Consider the following 16,121-nt stretch of genomic DNA (forward strand, 5'->3'; position numbering starts at 1 on the left):
TTCAATCAGTTCCCAGTTATCGACCTCCTTTTTGGTTACCCGAAGGACATACCCAAAGTATGTTTACCGCTTTATTTCGAAAAATAAATAACCAAGCACCTAATCGGGAGAGGTTGATATTAAGCGATCAAGATTTTGTAGATCTAGATTGGTACATCGATGCACCTTTGTCGGAAAAACCATTACTTATTATTTCCCATGGTTTAGAAGGGAGTAGTCAGGCGCAATACGTTAAAGGTTTGGCCAAAACCATGATAGAACAAGGTTTCAATGTGCTTGCTTGGAACTTTCGATCTTGCTCTGGGGAAATGAATCTTAAATTAAGATTTTACCATAGTGGTGCCACCGAGGATTTGGAAGAGGTGATTCAAACCTGTATTCAGCGAGGAGCGAATCGCATTTATTTGGCAGGTTTTAGTTTAGGAGGAAATCTTACCTTAAAATGGTTAGGGGAACAAGGGCAAAATCATCCAAATTTGATTCGAAAAGCTGTGGCATTTTCCGTACCTTTGCACCTTTCAAGTAGTAGCCGAAAGTTGGCACGACGAGAAAATGGACTCTACACTCATCGATTTTTACAAACTCTTCTATCTAAAGCAAAAGAAAAAGCCGTGCTATTTCCCACGGCTGTCGATGTGGCTATTCTTAAACGAATTAAAACATTGAGGGAGTTTGATGATGTGATTACGGGTCCATTGCACGGTTTTAAAGATGCAGAAGACTATTACGAACAAAATAGCTCGCTGTATTTTTTAGATAAAATTCAGGTTCCTACCCTGGTAGTGAATGCCCAAAACGATCCATTTTTATCGCCCGAATGCCTTCCCGCATCTCTGGCATCTAACTGGGAAAATGTCTTTTTGGAATTACCCACTCAAGGTGGGCATTGTGGATTCTATCCTTCAGATTATCGAGGAACCTTGTGGTCGGAACAACGGGCAATGAATTGGTTTTTGAATAAAGAAACGATTAATTATGTCGAATAAACAGTTGGAGCCATTGCACATTGTGATTGATTTTGATAGCACTTTTACCAAAGTAGAAGGGCTAGATGAGTTGGCGAATATCGCCTTACAAGGAAACCCGAAACAAAAGGAGATTGTCTCCAAGATTCGGGAAATTACCGAAAAAGGGATGTCAGGGTCCTATTCATTTGCTGATTCGTTGCGCGATCGCGTTGCTCTTTTATCAGCCAATCGGGGTCATGTAGACCAATTGATTGCTTTTTTGAAAGGTAAAATATCAGATTCATTCAATAGAAATAAGGAGTTTATCCAAGAGCATGCAGAGCAAATTCTAATTGTTTCTAGCGGCTTCAAGGATTTCATTGTTCCTGTTGTACAAGAATTAGGCATTCCGGCCGAAAATGTTTTTGCCAATACCTTTAACTATGATGCCGAAGGTAATATCACAGGATATGATCACGATAATTTATTGTCCAAAGACCGCGGTAAAGTAAGCCTCTTGCAATCGTTGCAATTGGAAGGAGAAGTGTATGTTATTGGAGATGGGTATACCGACTATGAATTGCGTGAGGCAGGTTTAGCCAATAAGTTTTTTGCTTTTACTGAAAATGTATCTCGCAAAGTGGTGGTGGAGAAAGCAGATCATGTGGTGCCATCTTTAGACGAGTTTTTATACATCAATGGATTGAGCCGTGCTCAGTCTTATCCTAAATCTAGGATTAAAGTTCTTCTTTTGGAAAACGTTCATCCACATGCCGTTCAAGCATTTAAGAAAGAAGGTTTCCAAGTTGAATTATTGAAAGGAGCCTTGGATGAAGCAGAATTGATTGAAAAAATCAAAGATGTGTCCATTCTTGGTTTGCGTTCCAAAACCAATTTGACTAAAAAAGTATTGGAGCATCCCAATGCCGCTCGCTTAATGTGCGTTGGTGCTTTTTGTATTGGAACCAACCAAATTGATTTAGCAGAATGCGAAAATCGGGGAATTGCAGTTTTCAATGCGCCTTATTCCAATACCCGTTCTGTTGTGGAATTGTCCATTGGCTTAATGGTTATGCTAACACGTAATATCTTCGAGAAGTCGACCCGCATGCATGCTGGAGTTTGGGATAAATCAGCTACCAACTCCTACGAGATTCGTGGAAAAAAATTAGGCTTAGTCGGTTATGGAAATATTGGAACACAAATTTCTGTGATTGCTGAGGCCCTCGGTATGGAAGTGTATTTCTATGATACCGTTGATAAGTTGGCCTTAGGGAATGCCAAAAAATGTTCAAGTTTGAAAGAATTGTTGAACTTGGCTGATTTTGTGAGTTTGCACGTGGATGGAAGAAAGGTAAATACCAACATCATTGGGAAGCAAGAATTTTCTTGGATGAAGGATAATGTGATTTTCTTGAATCTTTCAAGAGGTCATGTGGTGGAAATTCCAGCTTTGGTAGAGGCGATTAAATCAGGTAAAGTGTGGGGAGCTGCGGTGGATGTATTTCCGTATGAGCCTAAGACCAATGACGAAGAATTCATTAATGAGTTAAGAGGTTTGCCAAATGTTATTTTGACTCCACATATTGGAGGATCTACCGAAGAGGCACAAGCCAATATTGGGGAGTTTGTTCCGGCAAAATTGTTGCAGTTTATGAACAATGGTAGTACTTACGGTTCAGTAAACTTCCCTGAATTACAATTGCCTCCATTGGAAAATGCTCATCGTTTATTACATATTCACCAAAATGTACCAGGTATTTTGGCACAAATCAATAATGTATTTGCTAAGTATCACGTTAACATCATTGGTCAATACCTGAAAACGACGGAGAAAACAGGTTATGTTATCACAGATGTGGCCAAAGAATATTCCGAAGAAATCGTCAATGAATTGAAATTGATCGATAATACCATTAAGTTTAGAATGCTTTACTAATTATATGATGCAGCCCGTATTTTTTACCCCTGGCCCAGCGGCACTTTATCCTACTGTTCAAGGACATTATGAGGAGGCTTTTCGCTTGTCCATTGGTTCCATTTCGCATCGTTCAGCCCAGTTTAGGAAGATATACCAACATGCCGATGAGCAATTGAGGACGTTGTTTAATTTACCCAAACAAAACAATGCCATCCTTTTTACGGGGTCTGCTACAGAAATTTGGGAACGTATCATCATGAATACGGTGGAGCATGAGTGTTTCCACTTAGTGAATGGTTCTTTTTCAAGGAAGTTTTTTGATTTTGCTCAAGAGTTGCACAAATATGCCCATGCAGCGCATAAGCCATTTGGTGAGGGTTTTGATGCTGCTGATGTGGATGTGCCTGAGTATGCCGAGTTGATTTGTGCTACTGCCAATGAAACCAGTTCCGGTGTGCAAATGCGTTCACAAGAAATACATAAATTAAAGAAAGCGAATAAGGATAAGTTTTTGGCTGTAGATATGGTTTCTTCAGCTCCTTATACTAACCTCGACTTTAATTTAGTAGATACTGCATTTTTTTCTGTTCAAAAGGCCTTTGGTATGCCAGCAGGTTTAGGTGTTTGGATTGCCAATGAAGCCATGCTCGAGAAAGCAGAAAGAATGAAAAAGCACGAAGGTGTGATTGGAACTTACCATTCATTGCCAAGTCTTTGGGAGAATTATAAGAAGTTTGAAACGCCTGAAACTCCCAATGTGATGGGGATTTATGTCTTAGGTAAAGTGGCTGAAGATTTCAACCGAATTGGTGTGGATCAAATCCGTAAAGAAACGGACCGTAAGGCGAAAGCACTCTATGATTTTGCTAAGAAATCGGATCGTTTTGAGGCCTTTGTTGAGAATGAATCACATCGTTCACAAACCGTAGTTGTTTTGAATTGCCAAGAAGCAGCTGGGACTGTCATTCAAAAAGTGAAAAATGCCTCAGGCATGGTAGTGGGTGCAGGATATGGCAAAATGAAAGAAACACAAATAAGAATTGCTAATTTCCCTGCCGTTTCAAGTGAACAGGTAGAGGCATTGATACAAACCTTGAACTCTATTTAATTAGAAGAAAATGATTAATCCTGGAAATTCCATTCGTTGGGGCATACTTGCCTGCGGAAAAATCGCACGTAAATTTGCCGATGATTTAGCTTTTGTGTCAGATGCTCAACTGACTGCTGTGTCCTCTAGAGATATCCATCGTGCGGAAGAATTCGCGTCACACTATCCAGGTTCAAAGGCATTTGGTTCTTATGAAGAAATGCTTTCCAGTGGCTTGATTGATGTGGTATATGTGGCATCGCCCCATGGTTTACATCATGCGCATACTTTATTGTGTCTAGAAGCTGGAATACCTGTTTTATGCGAAAAGGCATTTGCTGTGAATGGCAGACAAGTCTCAGAAATGATACAAAAAGCAAAGGAAAAGAACTTGTTTTTAATGGAGGCATTATGGACAAGATTTCATCCATCTGTAGCAAAAGTATTAGACATTATCGAGTCAGGTAAGATTGGTCAAATTCGTCATGTGGCGGCCGACTTTGGCTTTAAAGCAGAATACGATGTGGAAAGTCGTTTATTCAACCCCGTTTTAACTGGAGGTTCTTTGATGGATATTGGTATATATCCCTTATTTATTTCCAAATTGTTGTTAGGACAACCTAAAACGTTGCTAGCCACAGGTACTATGGCACCTACGGGAGTCGACATGAATTGTGCCATTGCGACAAGCTATGAAAGTGGTGCTACGGCAACTTTGTTTTCTACTTTAGCAGCTCAAACTGATACCACTTGCACAATTTATGGTAGTCAAGGTAAAATAATGATGCATTCTCGTTTTCATGAAACCTTTGGAATTACAGTAACTTTAGAGTCAGGTGAAGTAGAAGAGTTTGAATGCGAACGCAAAGGATGGGGCTATTCCTATGAGGCGGAGGCAGTTCAAGCTGATTTACGAGCAGGCCGATTAGAAAACAAATGGATGACACATCAGTTTAGTCAGGAGTTAATGGGATTATTAGATGAAATTAGAAAACAGATAGGCTTAGTCTATCCTAACGAATAAGTATGAAAAAACACTTATTACTAGGTTTGTTGCTGTTATCCAGCACAGGCCTTTGGGCACAAATCGACAAATTTGAAAAGGAAATTAAGGCATACGAATCACAGGATTCACTTGCTATGCCAGCAAAAAATCTTCGATTATTTTTCGGGAGTTCCAGTTTTCGCCTTTGGAAAAGTTTCAACCAAGATATGGCGGCATATCCATCCATCAACCGAGGATTTGGCGGTTCTACCTTAGAAGAAGCCTTATATTATTTTGATCGTATGGTACTTAAATACCAACCAGCTTGGGTATTTATGTATGAAGGAGATAATGATTTGGCCAAAGGACAAAGTCCCGAGTTTATTGCCCAAGAATTTGTGGAGTTTTCCAAGCGTTTGAAAGAGAAATTACCTAACACAAAATTGGTTTTTATAGCTGCTAGACCTAGTTTAGCCCGTATTGCCATGTTAGATAAGCAAAAAGATTTAAACGGTCGGATTCAGCAAATTATAGCCAAAGAAAAAGGAAGATTTTATATTGATATGCAAAGCCCTTTTTTCCGTGCTGATGGCAGTTTAATGGACGATATATTTGTTGCGGATCGCTTGCATTTGAATGAAAAGGGATACCAACTATTTGTGAAGCAAATTCATGAATTTATTCAAAAGCATCCCTAAATAGTAGGTTTATGGTGAAAAATTATTCAGGAGCGAATTGGTTGCCTCATATTTCAGTGGATTGCGTGATCTTTGGATTTCACGAAAATCAATTGAAGGTACTTTTATTGAAATTTAAAAATACGACGGTTTGGTCACTCTCAGGAGGATTTGTTAAATCCAGTGAAGACATTGATCAGGCCGCTAGCCGGGTATTGTTTGAAAGAACAGGCTTGAAAGATATTTATCTGGAGCAGTTTTATACTTTTGGCGATGTTAAAAGGAATCACGATGCCATCAAGCAGCATGAGAAGATTCAAGAACAAATCGGAGAAACTCGGGTAGATACTTCATTCCTTTCAGATCGCTATATTTCGATTGGCTATTATGCCTTGGTGGACTTCTCTAAAGTTAATGTCAATTTAGACCAAATGTCGGATCAGTTCTCTTGGGCCGATATTCATGATATTCCTTCTATGTTTTTGGACCATCGGGCTATTATTGATAAAGCCTTAGAAAGGTTGCGTTGGTCTTTGGATCAAAAATTATTAGCCTTTAATCTATTGGCAGAGACATTTACCATGTCGGAATTGCAACAAGTCTATGAGACCATTTTGGGTAAAAAATTGGTGCGTACCAATTTCCAAAGGAAGATTTTAAGTATGGATATTTTGGTCCGCTTAGAAAAGCGCTACCTAGGAGGAGCCCATAAAGCACCCTATTTATATCGATTTGATGAGAAGAAAGCTAAAGCTTATCTTTCTGAATCTGATTTTTAATTTAAACGGTTATCTAACTATTTAAATTTATTATTCCAGATTTCCTGTTCTGCTACTTGGATGCCGTGCTGCGTATCATTATCGTATAGCTTTTGTGTGCTATTCATCCAGCGGTAAGCATCCAAAAACCACCATTGCAGCTCGCTTTCATACCAAAGAGGTCTTAATTTCTTTTGTTGGATTTGTTCTTTAAATAGATTGGCAGCTTTTTGGGTAATATTGAAATGGGTTGACTCGTGGTCAAGGGCCCTATCTGGAAGATTTTCTTTTTTCCAAGAAGATGAGCGAAGCATATACACCTTTACTTGTATAGGGAGAAAAAGGATTCCTCGCTCTATGCGAGGAGCTGCATGGTATTCAAAATTGCTAAATATTTGTGCGGCAAACCGAGAACCAGGATATGGTTTGGCCACAAAATCGCTCCAATCCAATTTCTTTTGGCCATAGAACAGGGTATCTAGGTCCAACTTCTTGGGGACATAATCAGGTAAAAATTCTACTCTTACTTCTTGGATTAAATGAGGGTCTTTATCCCAATTGTTTTTCCACCAGGTGGCAAATTGCGATTGTAGACTTTGAGAGCTTAATTTCGCCATTTCTTCCCAATGAGCTGATTTGCTTTTAAATCCTTGGGTTTTGAAACTGATTTTATAGGTATACAGTAATTGAGGGCCTATGATGGAGTCTCGATCTACATATATTTCGGCTTGAAATTGGAACGTTTCCTTCGAAGAAAAATCAAATTCTTTTACCTGAACATGTAATTGAAAGTCAGCAGTAGTACTATGGCTTAAAAGCTGCTTTTGAAAATACAGTTGAGCTGTCGGATTGACACCCCTTATTTTTTTAAATTGATAACTTGGAATCTGCCCGGATAGGGTGAATGATGAGAACAAATAAAAAGCACCTATCACTAGGTGCTTTTTAATGCTTGGTTTAACCCATATTGTGGTAAACGTTTTGAACATCATCATCTTCTTCCAATCGTTCAATTAATTTTTCAACGTCCGCCACTTGTTCGTCTGTTAACTCTTTGGTCTCATTAGGTATCCGCTCAAAATCGGCCCCTAATAATTCATACCCTTTTTCTTCTAAGTACTTTTGAATAGCGCCAAATGCGGTAAACTCTCCATAAATATTAATTTGATTGGTTTCTGTATCTAAAAACACCTCATCTCCTCCTAAATCAATCAATTCAAACTCGAGCTCTTCCAAATCGATCTCAGGCTTAGCTGCAATCTTGAAAGCCGATTTGCGGGTAAATATAAAATCCAACATTCCTTGAGTACCCAAGCTACCTCCGCATTTAGTAAACGAAGAGCGAATATTAGCTACTGTACGATTGATGTTATCCGTTGTGGTTTCCACTAATATAGCAATACCATGTTGGGCATATCCTTCATAAACTATTTCCTTATAATCCTCTTGATCCTTAGAAACGGCTCTTTTGATGGCACGTTCCACATTATCTTTTGGCATATTAACTGCCTTGGCATTCTGAATGATGGCCCTTAGACGAGAGTTTCCTGTAGGATCTGCTCCACCTGCTTTTACAGCAATAACAATGTCTTTACCGATTTTTGTAAACGTTTTGGCCATTTGACCCCAGCGTTTAAACTTTCTTGCCTTTCTAAATTCAAAAGCTCTTCCCATAATTCGTTGCGATAATTAATACTAGCTACAAAAATAAAACAAGCAAAAGGATTTTTGTCGATAGAAATAAAAAAACTCTAGAATTATTTACATCATCTTCAAGGCCTTGCCCTACAAGACCTACCTAAGCTTCCGTTTAATTTGGCTAAATTGCAGTTAATTGATTCACGACAACCATTTTTATGAAGCGACTTCTTCTCTTATTATTTACGCTTACTACATTTTCATCTCTAGCTCAAACAGCCAAACGAAACGAAATTTTTCAAATGCTTATTAAGCCTGCCAAAGGTTCCCTTAAAATGGATGGCAAGCTCGATGAAGCGGCCTGGTTGGAGGCCGCCAAGGTAAGTGATTTTGTTATGTGTAATCCTACTGATACACTTTGTTCCAATGTCCGTACGGACGTTCGAATGACCTATGATGATAAATACCTCTATATTTCAGCCGAATGTTTCCTGAAAGATCAATCACGTTATGTGGTGGAATCCTTGAAGCGTGATTTCAGTTTTGGTATTAATGATAATTTCCTTGTTTTCATCGATACTTTCGATGATAAAACCACCGGTTTTTCTTTTGGAGCCAATGCTGCTGGTGCACAGTGGGACGGACAGATGTCGGAAGGGGCCAAAGTAAACCTAAACTGGGATAATAAATGGGAGTCTTCCACTTCCTACAATAAAGAATCTTGGATCTGGGAAGCAGCTATTCCATTTAAGTCCATTCGATACAAAAACAATAGCACTCGTTGGGGAATTAATTTTAGTCGATTGGACTTGCAAGCGAAAGAAAAATCGGCTTGGGCGCCGGTACCACGACAATTCCCTACGGCCTCTTTAGCCTATTCTGGGGTTTTATTATGGGAAACGCCACCTCCAACACCTAAGCAAAATATTTCGGTTATTCCTTATGTATTATCAGGTGTAACTAGCAATTATGAAGCCCAAGATCCCACTAGTTTTAGAAAGCAGATTGGAGGGGATATCAAAGTAGCTTTAAGTTCAAGTATGAACATGGACCTGACGATTAATCCCGATTTCTCTCAAGTGGATGTGGATCGTCAGCAAACCAACCTAGATCGTTTTGAATTATTTTATCCAGAGAAACGTCAATTTTTTATTGAAAACTCGGATTTATTTGACGGCTTTGGAACGGAAACCATTCGTCCATTTTTCTCTCGCAGGATTGGTTTAGCATTAAATAACAGAACAGGAATTTATGAACAAACACCTATCACTTACGGAGCTCGAGTGAGTGGTAAATTAACCAATGACTGGAGAATTGGTTTGTTGAATGTACAATCTCAGCGAATTGATGATAAGGGCGTACCCACCCAAAATTATTCCATGGTGGCCCTGCAAAGAAAATTATTTGCTCGCTCTAATATCGGTATTTTTATGATCAACAAGCAGTCGTTCATTGATACCGAATTACAACGTCAAAATGGCTTTGCCGAATTCAATAGAAATATTGGTGTGGAATATAATTTAGCCTCTTCCAACAATTTCTGGACAGGAAAAGTATTCTATTATCAATCGATTAGCCCAGATGCCAAAGCTAATAATTTTGCTCATGCAGCCTCATTGGCGTATAAAGACAATCATTGGATCGTGAGTTGGAAGCATCAGTGGGTAGGAGATAGTTATAATCCAGAAGTAGGGTATGTACCTCGTGTTAATTATACCAATATTAACCCAGAAGTAGGAAAAATCTTTTATCCAAAGAGTAAAACCAGTAAGTTGTTTTATGCTCAAATTCGTTTGAATAGCTTAAGCTTTTGGAATAATTCAGGAGGTTTGACAGATAATACCACCTACATAGCTTTAGAAGGAAAAATGAAAGATCAGGCGAGCTTCTCGGCTTTTCATGGCTATGATTATGTTCGTTTATTATATGATTTCGACCCAACGCGTATGGGAAATATTCCTGAGAAAAAGGGGTCTGAACATACTTGGCGTTCAGTAGGTTTGGGTTACACATCCTCTCCAATCAAATTGTTTACTTATTCTGTCACTTCTCGTTTTGGAGGATATTATGGTAATGGAAATAGAACGGGTATTACGGGAGAATTAGGTTATCGTTTTCAACCGCATGTGGGGATTTCCATGGCAGTGGATTACAATAATATCTGGGGTGTGGAAGTGCCCGTTACGCAGGCAGATGGAAGCACTACTAAAATCATTTCAGCCTCTGAATTTTGGATTATTAGACCAAAAGTGGACATCACCTTTACTAATAAATTGTTTTTCACAACCTTCTTTCAGTTGAATCAACAAACCAAGAACATGAATCTTAACGCTCGTTTACAATGGCGTTACAAGCCAGCTTCGGATTTCTTCTTGGTTTATACCGACAATTATTTACCAGAGAATTTTCATATAAGAAACCGTTCCATAGTGTTAAAATTGAATTATTGGCTTAATTTGTAGGTCTAAAAATTAACAAACACAACCATGAAAAAACTTCTTGTTATTCTTTCTTGTATTTTAAGTTTTGGAGCTTTAGCTCAAAGCCCCGCTTCCCCTCCAGCAGTAGCCTCTCAAAAAGTGGGTACTACTCAGGTTTTGATTAAATATGCTAAACCATCTGTTAAAGGACGCTTAGTATTCGGAACCAAAGAACAAAAAGCCTTAGTGCCATATGGTGAGGTTTGGAGAACGGGAGCTAATGAAGCTACAACCATTGAATTTTCGAAAGATGTCGTAGTTCAAGGCAAGCCTTTAGCCAAAGGTGTATATTCTTTGTTATCCATCCCAGGTCCAACGGAGTGGACCATTATTTTCAATAAAGAGTCAAAAATGTGGGGAGCTTACACCTATAAAGCAGATCAAGATGCTTTACGAGTTACAGCTAAACCTAGTGAGCATGCCATGACCGAGCAATTTAACATCGGTGTTACAGAGACAGGCCAAGTGACTTTAGAATGGGATAAAACTTCTGTTTCCTTCTATGTGAAATAGGGTAAATGAATTAAAATTTAAGCGAACCAAACAGGTTCGCTTTTTTTATGTCAAAAATTCATTTGAATTCCTCAATGCTTTGGTTATTTTTACCCCATTATGGGCATGTGCCCCTAAGCCATTTTAACAAGATTGTGTTATGAAAAAAGTATTGATTGCAGAGGATAGTTCGGTCATTCAAAATTTAGCTAGAAAGATATTAGAGTTTCAAAACTTTGAAATTCATGCAGTAAAGAATGGACAACAAGTGTTAGACGAATTAGCCAAAGCTGATTTTGATATCATTCTTTTGGATATTAACATGCCTGTCATGGATGGAATGGAATGTGCAAGAGCGGTTCGTGCTTTAGCAGATTCAGCTAAATCCAACATTCCTATGATTGCTATCACTGGTAATGCAAGAAATTACAGCATGGAGGATTTCAAGGAAGCTGGATTCAATGATTTTTTAGCTAAGCCTTTGAATTTTGATGCACTTGTATCTCAAGTTAAAGCATTAACAGAATAACGGCATGTCGCCGATCTCGGTAGAATTTTTGGGTACGGGTACCTCACAGGGGATACCCATGATAGCCTGTTCTTGCGAAGTTTGTACTTCCTCTGATCAACATGATCAGCGTTTGCGAGTTTCTATGCACATTCAAACCCAAGGAAAAAGTTTTATCATTGATACGGGTCCTGATTTTCGGCAGCAAATGTTACGGGCAAGTATAAAGCACGTAGATGCGGTGATTTATACTCATGAACATAAAGACCATACGGCCGGCATGGATGATTTGCGGGGATTTAATTATGTTCAAAAATCCAGTATTCCCTTGTATGCTCAGGTCAGTGTAATTGAACAGCTTAAAAGGGAATTTGCCTATGCCTTCGGAGATAATAAATATCCAGGAGTTCCCGAAATAGAAACATTCCCCATCACGAATCAGGTGTTTGAAATTCAAGGGGTGAAAATCCAACCTATTTTAGTTCGTCATTACATGTTGGATGTGTTCGGTTTTCGTTTCGGAGATTTTACCTACATCACAGATGCCAATTATATTTCTGAAGAGGAATTGGAAAAAGTAAAAGGTTCACAAGTGCTGGTGATCAATGCCCTCAAGAAAACGTCCCATATTTCTCATTTTACCTTGGATGAAGCTTTGGAGATAATAGAGAAAGTAAAGCCTGAGCGCGCTTATATTACCCATATCAGTCATCAGATGGGTCTGCATGCAGAAGTACAAAAAGAATTACCCCCACATGTTTATTTGGCCTATGATGGCCTTCAATTAAGTTTATCATAATGCCTGTAGAAGCTGTTTTACTCGATATGGATGGAGTGGTGGTAGATAATTTACCTTACCACGTTGATGCTTGGTTGTTGTTTTGCGAGCAACATGGGATTCCATTAACTCGTGAAGTATTTTATCAAGAGCTCAATGGGATGAATTCCAAAGATACATTTGAGTGGTTTTATGGTCGCGAGATGTCTTTGGCAGAGATAGAACATTTAGAGGAAAAAAAGGAAGCTATTTATCGGGAGTTTTATGCTGCACATCGCAAGGCTGCCCCAGGTTTAATTTCCTTTTTGGAAGGATTGAAGCAGCAAGGTATTGCTTGTGCTTTGGCTACTTCAGCTGGTCAAGGAAATATTGATTTTATTGTAGATGGTCTAGGGATTCGTCATTTTTTTCAGGCGATAGTAGGAGGGGCAGAAGTGAAAAAAGGGAAGCCTGACCCTGAAATTTATTTGAAAGCCGCTGATTTATTAGGAGTAACATATGCCAACTGCTGGGTGGTAGAAGATTCCCTTCAAGGGATTCAAGCAGGCTTATCTGCTGGCATGCAAGTAGTTGGTATGACCACATCCCATACCGCAGCAGAATTGGCTCATACCCAAATCCAAGTACCCAATTTCGAGGGGCTTCTGGATTTGATTCAAACCAAATAATAATTCTCTTTTTTTAGATTAATCTAAATTTTCTTGGGTAAAATTAGGATATTTCCTAATTTTCAAAACCTTTACGTTCGTAAATGGTTAATCATCATTGTTCCTTATTTTAATAATTAATTCATCAAAAACGTTCCCTTATGAAAAGAAAATTATTATTCAGCCTTGGATTGGTGCTGTTCTGGATAGTTCCAGTGCTTGCCCAAGACCAAGTTATTTCTGGAAAAGTTAGCTCATCAGAAGATGGAGCAAGCTTGCCAGGAGTGAGCGTTTCCATCAAAGGAAGCTCACGTGGAATTACCACAGGTAGTGATGGTAGCTACCGTCTTTCCGTTCCTGGAAAGAATGCCGTTTTATCCTTCAGTTTTGTGGGTTTTGCAAGACAAGATGTACCTGTAGGCAACAAGTCGGTTATAAATGTATCCTTGGTGCCAGAAGCAGCCAGCCTAGATGAAGTTGTTGTCATCGGTTATGGTACAGCTAAAAAGCAAAATTTAACTGGAGCTCAGGTGAATGTATCTTCCAAGGCATTGGAAAATAAGCCAGTAACTAGCTTTGAAAATTTATTGCAAGGAAAAGCTGCTGGAGTTCAAGTAACCGCTCAAAATGGTCGCCCAGGTGCGCCTGCGTTTATACGTATCCGTGGTGAAGGAACCTTAACAGCCGGTGCTCAACCTTTAGTGGTGATTGATGGTGTGCCAACTGCTAATAGCGAAGGGGTTATAGGAAGCGTGAACGTTTTGAGCTCTTTGAATCCAAATGATATTGAAGATATTTCCATTTTAAAAGACGCCTCTTCTGCTGCTATTTATGGTTCACGTGGAGCCAATGGGGTTATTTTAGTAACAACCAAAAGAGGTAAAAAAGGAAATGCCAAAGTGACTGTTTCAACTTCATATGGTATCAACGAAAAGACTCCTGACAATTTCCAAATGATGAATATGCGTCAAAAATTGGAATATGAAAGAGACTTAGATTATGCCAATGAATATGTTGATGCAGCAGGAATTACAAGCCCAGCCAGTGCTACACAGGCTGAGTTGGATAAAGTTTGGGCGACTTTGGAATCTAAAAAAACAGATTGGTTCAATACTTTGCTACGTCGTGGAATGAACCAAGTAACCCGCGTAGGTGTGAGTGGGGCAAGTGATATGTTTACCTATAATTTATCCTTAGAAAATCAGATCAACGAAGGTATCTTCAAATTAGCATCTGACTTATGGAGAAAACAAGGTCGTGTAAACGTGGAATTCAAACCGAATAATTGGGCCAAGATTGGAACGAATATCAATTTCTCTAATATTAAGACCAATGAAATTCGTGACCGTTACAATGCACAGAACCCGGCATTTGCTATATATGCATACAATCCTTACGAGCCAGAGCGTTTAGATGATGGGACTTATAACCTAACACATCAAGGTTTCCCAATTTCAGAAGCTTTGGAAAATAACCCGGAAAGCTTAACAACTAACACAGGTATTTCAAGTGCTTATATATCCTTAACTCCAGTGAAAAACTTTGAATTTAGATCACAAGCTGGGGTAACTTGGGTAGATTATTACCGTGAGTCTTACATCAAGCCTAACTCCATCTTAGATCAGTATGTGGGTGACCCAGCTGCTCGTGGCTCTAAATCAGATAATGGTTATCAGTCATTCAACTACGTGTTTTCTAACACGATTAATTATACGAATACCTTTGATGATAAACACAGCGTTCGTGCTTTGGCTGGTGTTGAGTATACCAATGACAATTACCGTTCTTTCTCTTTCAGTACCAAAGGTTTTCCTAATGGTAAAGTAAGTACTCAAGACAATGCCTCTACTCCAGTTTCAGCTACATCAGCCAGAACAGATTGGACATTATTCTCTTTATTTGGACGTGTGGGTTATGATTACAATCAACGCTATTTCTTAGATGCTTCGATTCGTCGCGATGGTTCCTCTCGTTTTGGAGTAGATAATCGTTACGGCTTGTTTGGATCAGTGAGTGCTGGTTGGGAAATCTCCAAAGAAGCGTTCATGGAAGACTTAACTTTCGTGAATCAATTGAAGTTGCGTGCTAGTTATGGTACTTCAGGTAATGATCGTATTGGTAACTATACTTCCTTAGGTTTGTATCGTTATTCTAGTTATGGTACTACCTCAGCTACTTTTCCTTCTCAATTACCTAACTCTAATTTAACTTGGGAAAAATCAGCTTCTGCTAACATTGGAATAGATTTTGCATTGTTGAAAAACAAGTTGACAGGTTCTGTGGATTACTACCAAAAGAAAACGTCTAACTTATTATTTGACCGTCCAGTTTCTTCTACAACGGGTTTTTCTAGTAGAACTGAAAATGTGGGAGCTGTTGAAAATGCAGGTTTGGAGTTGACGTTAAATTATAAGATTATCCAAACCAAAGACTTGTACTGGGATATCTCGGCGAACTTTACCAACAACAATAACAAGGTGGTGGAGTTGACAGAAGATAACTTAAACCGTTCTGGTAGTGTTTCTAAATTGAAAATTGGTGAGCCTATCGACGTATATTATCTAAATCGTTATGTAGGTGTTAACAAAGAAACAGGTGCACCTATTTATTTAGATAAAAATGGATCAAGCACAGAAACTTGGAGCGCAGGAGATGCCGTTATTTTAAGTGGTAAATCTCGTCAAATCAAGTATTTTGGAGGCTTAGGAACTACGGTAACGTACAAAGGAGTTACTTTATCTGCTGATGCGGTATATCAAGGGGGCCATTATATCATGAACTTCAGATGGCAAGATTTGACATCTGATGGAGAGAATGTATATCAAAATCAGGCTGTAGATGCCTTGAATTATTGGAAAAAAGCAGGAGATGTAAATGTATTGCCTGATCCACGTAATCTGTATCAATCTTTCTCTTCTGATCGCTTCTTACAAAAAGGAGATTATATCCGTCTACGTAACGTAACCTTAGCCTATAATTTGCCTAACAACTGGGTAAAGAAAGCCAAAATGCAGTCGGTACGTGTATATGCTCAAGCGCAAAACTGGTTCTATTGGGCTCCAGAGTTTAAGGGAGATCCAGAAGTTGGATTTGGTCAAGCTGAGAGTACTGGAGGAACAGTTCAAGGTTTATTTGCGGCTTATTCATATCCGCAAACTAGAACGGTCAACGTAGGTTTAGATATCACATTTTAATTAGTAGAG

Annotated in this window: 14 protein-coding genes; 12 read left to right on the forward strand and 2 right to left on the reverse strand. The window is 38.9% G+C overall.

Translation table 11 applies throughout. From position 1 onward, the window contains the following. Positions 1–59 precede the first annotated feature (59 nt). The 6 genes from HME7025_RS02830 to HME7025_RS02855 are packed head-to-tail and all read left to right on the forward strand — an operon-like array spanning position 60 to position 6,396. Positions 60–986: a YheT family hydrolase gene (locus HME7025_RS02830; protein ID WP_226998266.1), complete on the forward strand. Its 927-nt coding sequence runs from the start codon at positions 60–62 to the stop codon at positions 984–986. Continuing rightward, positions 976–2,886: a phosphoglycerate dehydrogenase gene (gene serA / locus HME7025_RS02835; protein WP_109322189.1), complete on the forward strand. Its 1,911-nt coding sequence runs from the start codon at positions 976–978 to the stop codon at positions 2,884–2,886. Before HME7025_RS02830 ends, serA begins: the two co-directional genes overlap by 11 nt. 7 nt (positions 2,887–2,893) lie before the next feature. Beyond that, complete coding sequence (locus HME7025_RS02840) at positions 2,894–3,976, forward strand: aminotransferase class V-fold PLP-dependent enzyme (protein WP_109322190.1); 1,083 nt, start codon at positions 2,894–2,896, stop codon at positions 3,974–3,976. A 10-nt stretch (positions 3,977–3,986) separates the two neighbouring features. Continuing rightward, a complete protein-coding gene (locus HME7025_RS02845; protein ID WP_109322191.1) occupies positions 3,987–4,979 on the forward strand; it encodes a Gfo/Idh/MocA family protein in 993 nt (330 codons plus the stop codon). A 2-nt stretch (positions 4,980–4,981) separates the two neighbouring features. Beyond that, on the forward strand, positions 4,982–5,638 hold the full coding sequence (locus tag HME7025_RS02850; protein WP_109322192.1) for a GDSL-type esterase/lipase family protein: 657 nt from the start codon (positions 4,982–4,984) through the stop codon (positions 5,636–5,638). 11 nt (positions 5,639–5,649) lie between these two features. Next, the gene (locus tag HME7025_RS02855) at positions 5,650–6,396 is read left to right on the forward strand and encodes an NUDIX hydrolase (RefSeq protein WP_109322193.1); all 747 of its coding nucleotides are present in this window, start codon (positions 5,650–5,652) and stop codon (positions 6,394–6,396) included. 17 nt (positions 6,397–6,413) lie between these two features. On the opposite strand, the gene HME7025_RS02860 is transcribed toward HME7025_RS02855, so the two are convergent. Beyond that, on the reverse strand, positions 6,414–7,370 hold the full coding sequence (locus tag HME7025_RS02860) for a hypothetical protein (protein ID WP_161956197.1): 957 nt from the start codon (positions 7,368–7,370) through the stop codon (positions 6,414–6,416). Next, positions 7,333–8,049 (reverse strand): YebC/PmpR family DNA-binding transcriptional regulator, encoded by a 717-nt coding sequence (locus HME7025_RS02865; protein WP_109322195.1) that lies wholly within the window; start codon positions 8,047–8,049, stop codon positions 7,333–7,335. Before HME7025_RS02865 ends, HME7025_RS02860 begins: the two co-directional genes overlap by 38 nt. Positions 8,050–8,231: 182 nt before the next feature. Between HME7025_RS02865 and HME7025_RS02870 the strand changes: the two genes are divergently transcribed. From HME7025_RS02870 to HME7025_RS02895, 6 genes are all read left to right on the forward strand, one after another. After that, the gene (locus tag HME7025_RS02870) at positions 8,232–10,475 is read left to right on the forward strand and encodes a DUF5916 domain-containing protein (protein ID WP_109322196.1); all 2,244 of its coding nucleotides are present in this window, start codon (positions 8,232–8,234) and stop codon (positions 10,473–10,475) included. A gap of 24 nt (positions 10,476–10,499) precedes the next feature. Next, positions 10,500–11,006, forward strand: coding sequence for a DUF2911 domain-containing protein (locus HME7025_RS02875; protein WP_109322197.1), 507 nt, complete (start codon positions 10,500–10,502; stop codon positions 11,004–11,006). 139 nt (positions 11,007–11,145) lie between these two features. After that, the gene (locus HME7025_RS02880) at positions 11,146–11,514 is read left to right on the forward strand and encodes a response regulator (RefSeq protein ID WP_109322198.1); all 369 of its coding nucleotides are present in this window, start codon (positions 11,146–11,148) and stop codon (positions 11,512–11,514) included. 13 nt (positions 11,515–11,527) lie between these two features. After that, positions 11,528–12,292: an MBL fold metallo-hydrolase gene (locus tag HME7025_RS02885; RefSeq protein ID WP_109324944.1), complete on the forward strand. Its 765-nt coding sequence runs from the start codon at positions 11,528–11,530 to the stop codon at positions 12,290–12,292. Further along, complete coding sequence (locus tag HME7025_RS02890) at positions 12,292–12,939, forward strand: HAD family hydrolase (RefSeq protein ID WP_109322199.1); 648 nt, start codon at positions 12,292–12,294, stop codon at positions 12,937–12,939. Before HME7025_RS02885 ends, HME7025_RS02890 begins: the two co-directional genes overlap by 1 nt. A gap of 140 nt (positions 12,940–13,079) precedes the next feature. After that, positions 13,080–16,112 (forward strand): SusC/RagA family TonB-linked outer membrane protein, encoded by a 3,033-nt coding sequence (locus HME7025_RS02895; protein WP_109322200.1) that lies wholly within the window; start codon positions 13,080–13,082, stop codon positions 16,110–16,112. The last annotated feature ends 9 nt before the right edge of the window (positions 16,113–16,121 follow it).

It is taken from the genome of Aquirufa nivalisilvae (assembly GCF_003143535.1).
Taxonomy (GTDB): domain Bacteria; phylum Bacteroidota; class Bacteroidia; order Cytophagales; family Spirosomataceae; genus Aquirufa; species Aquirufa nivalisilvae.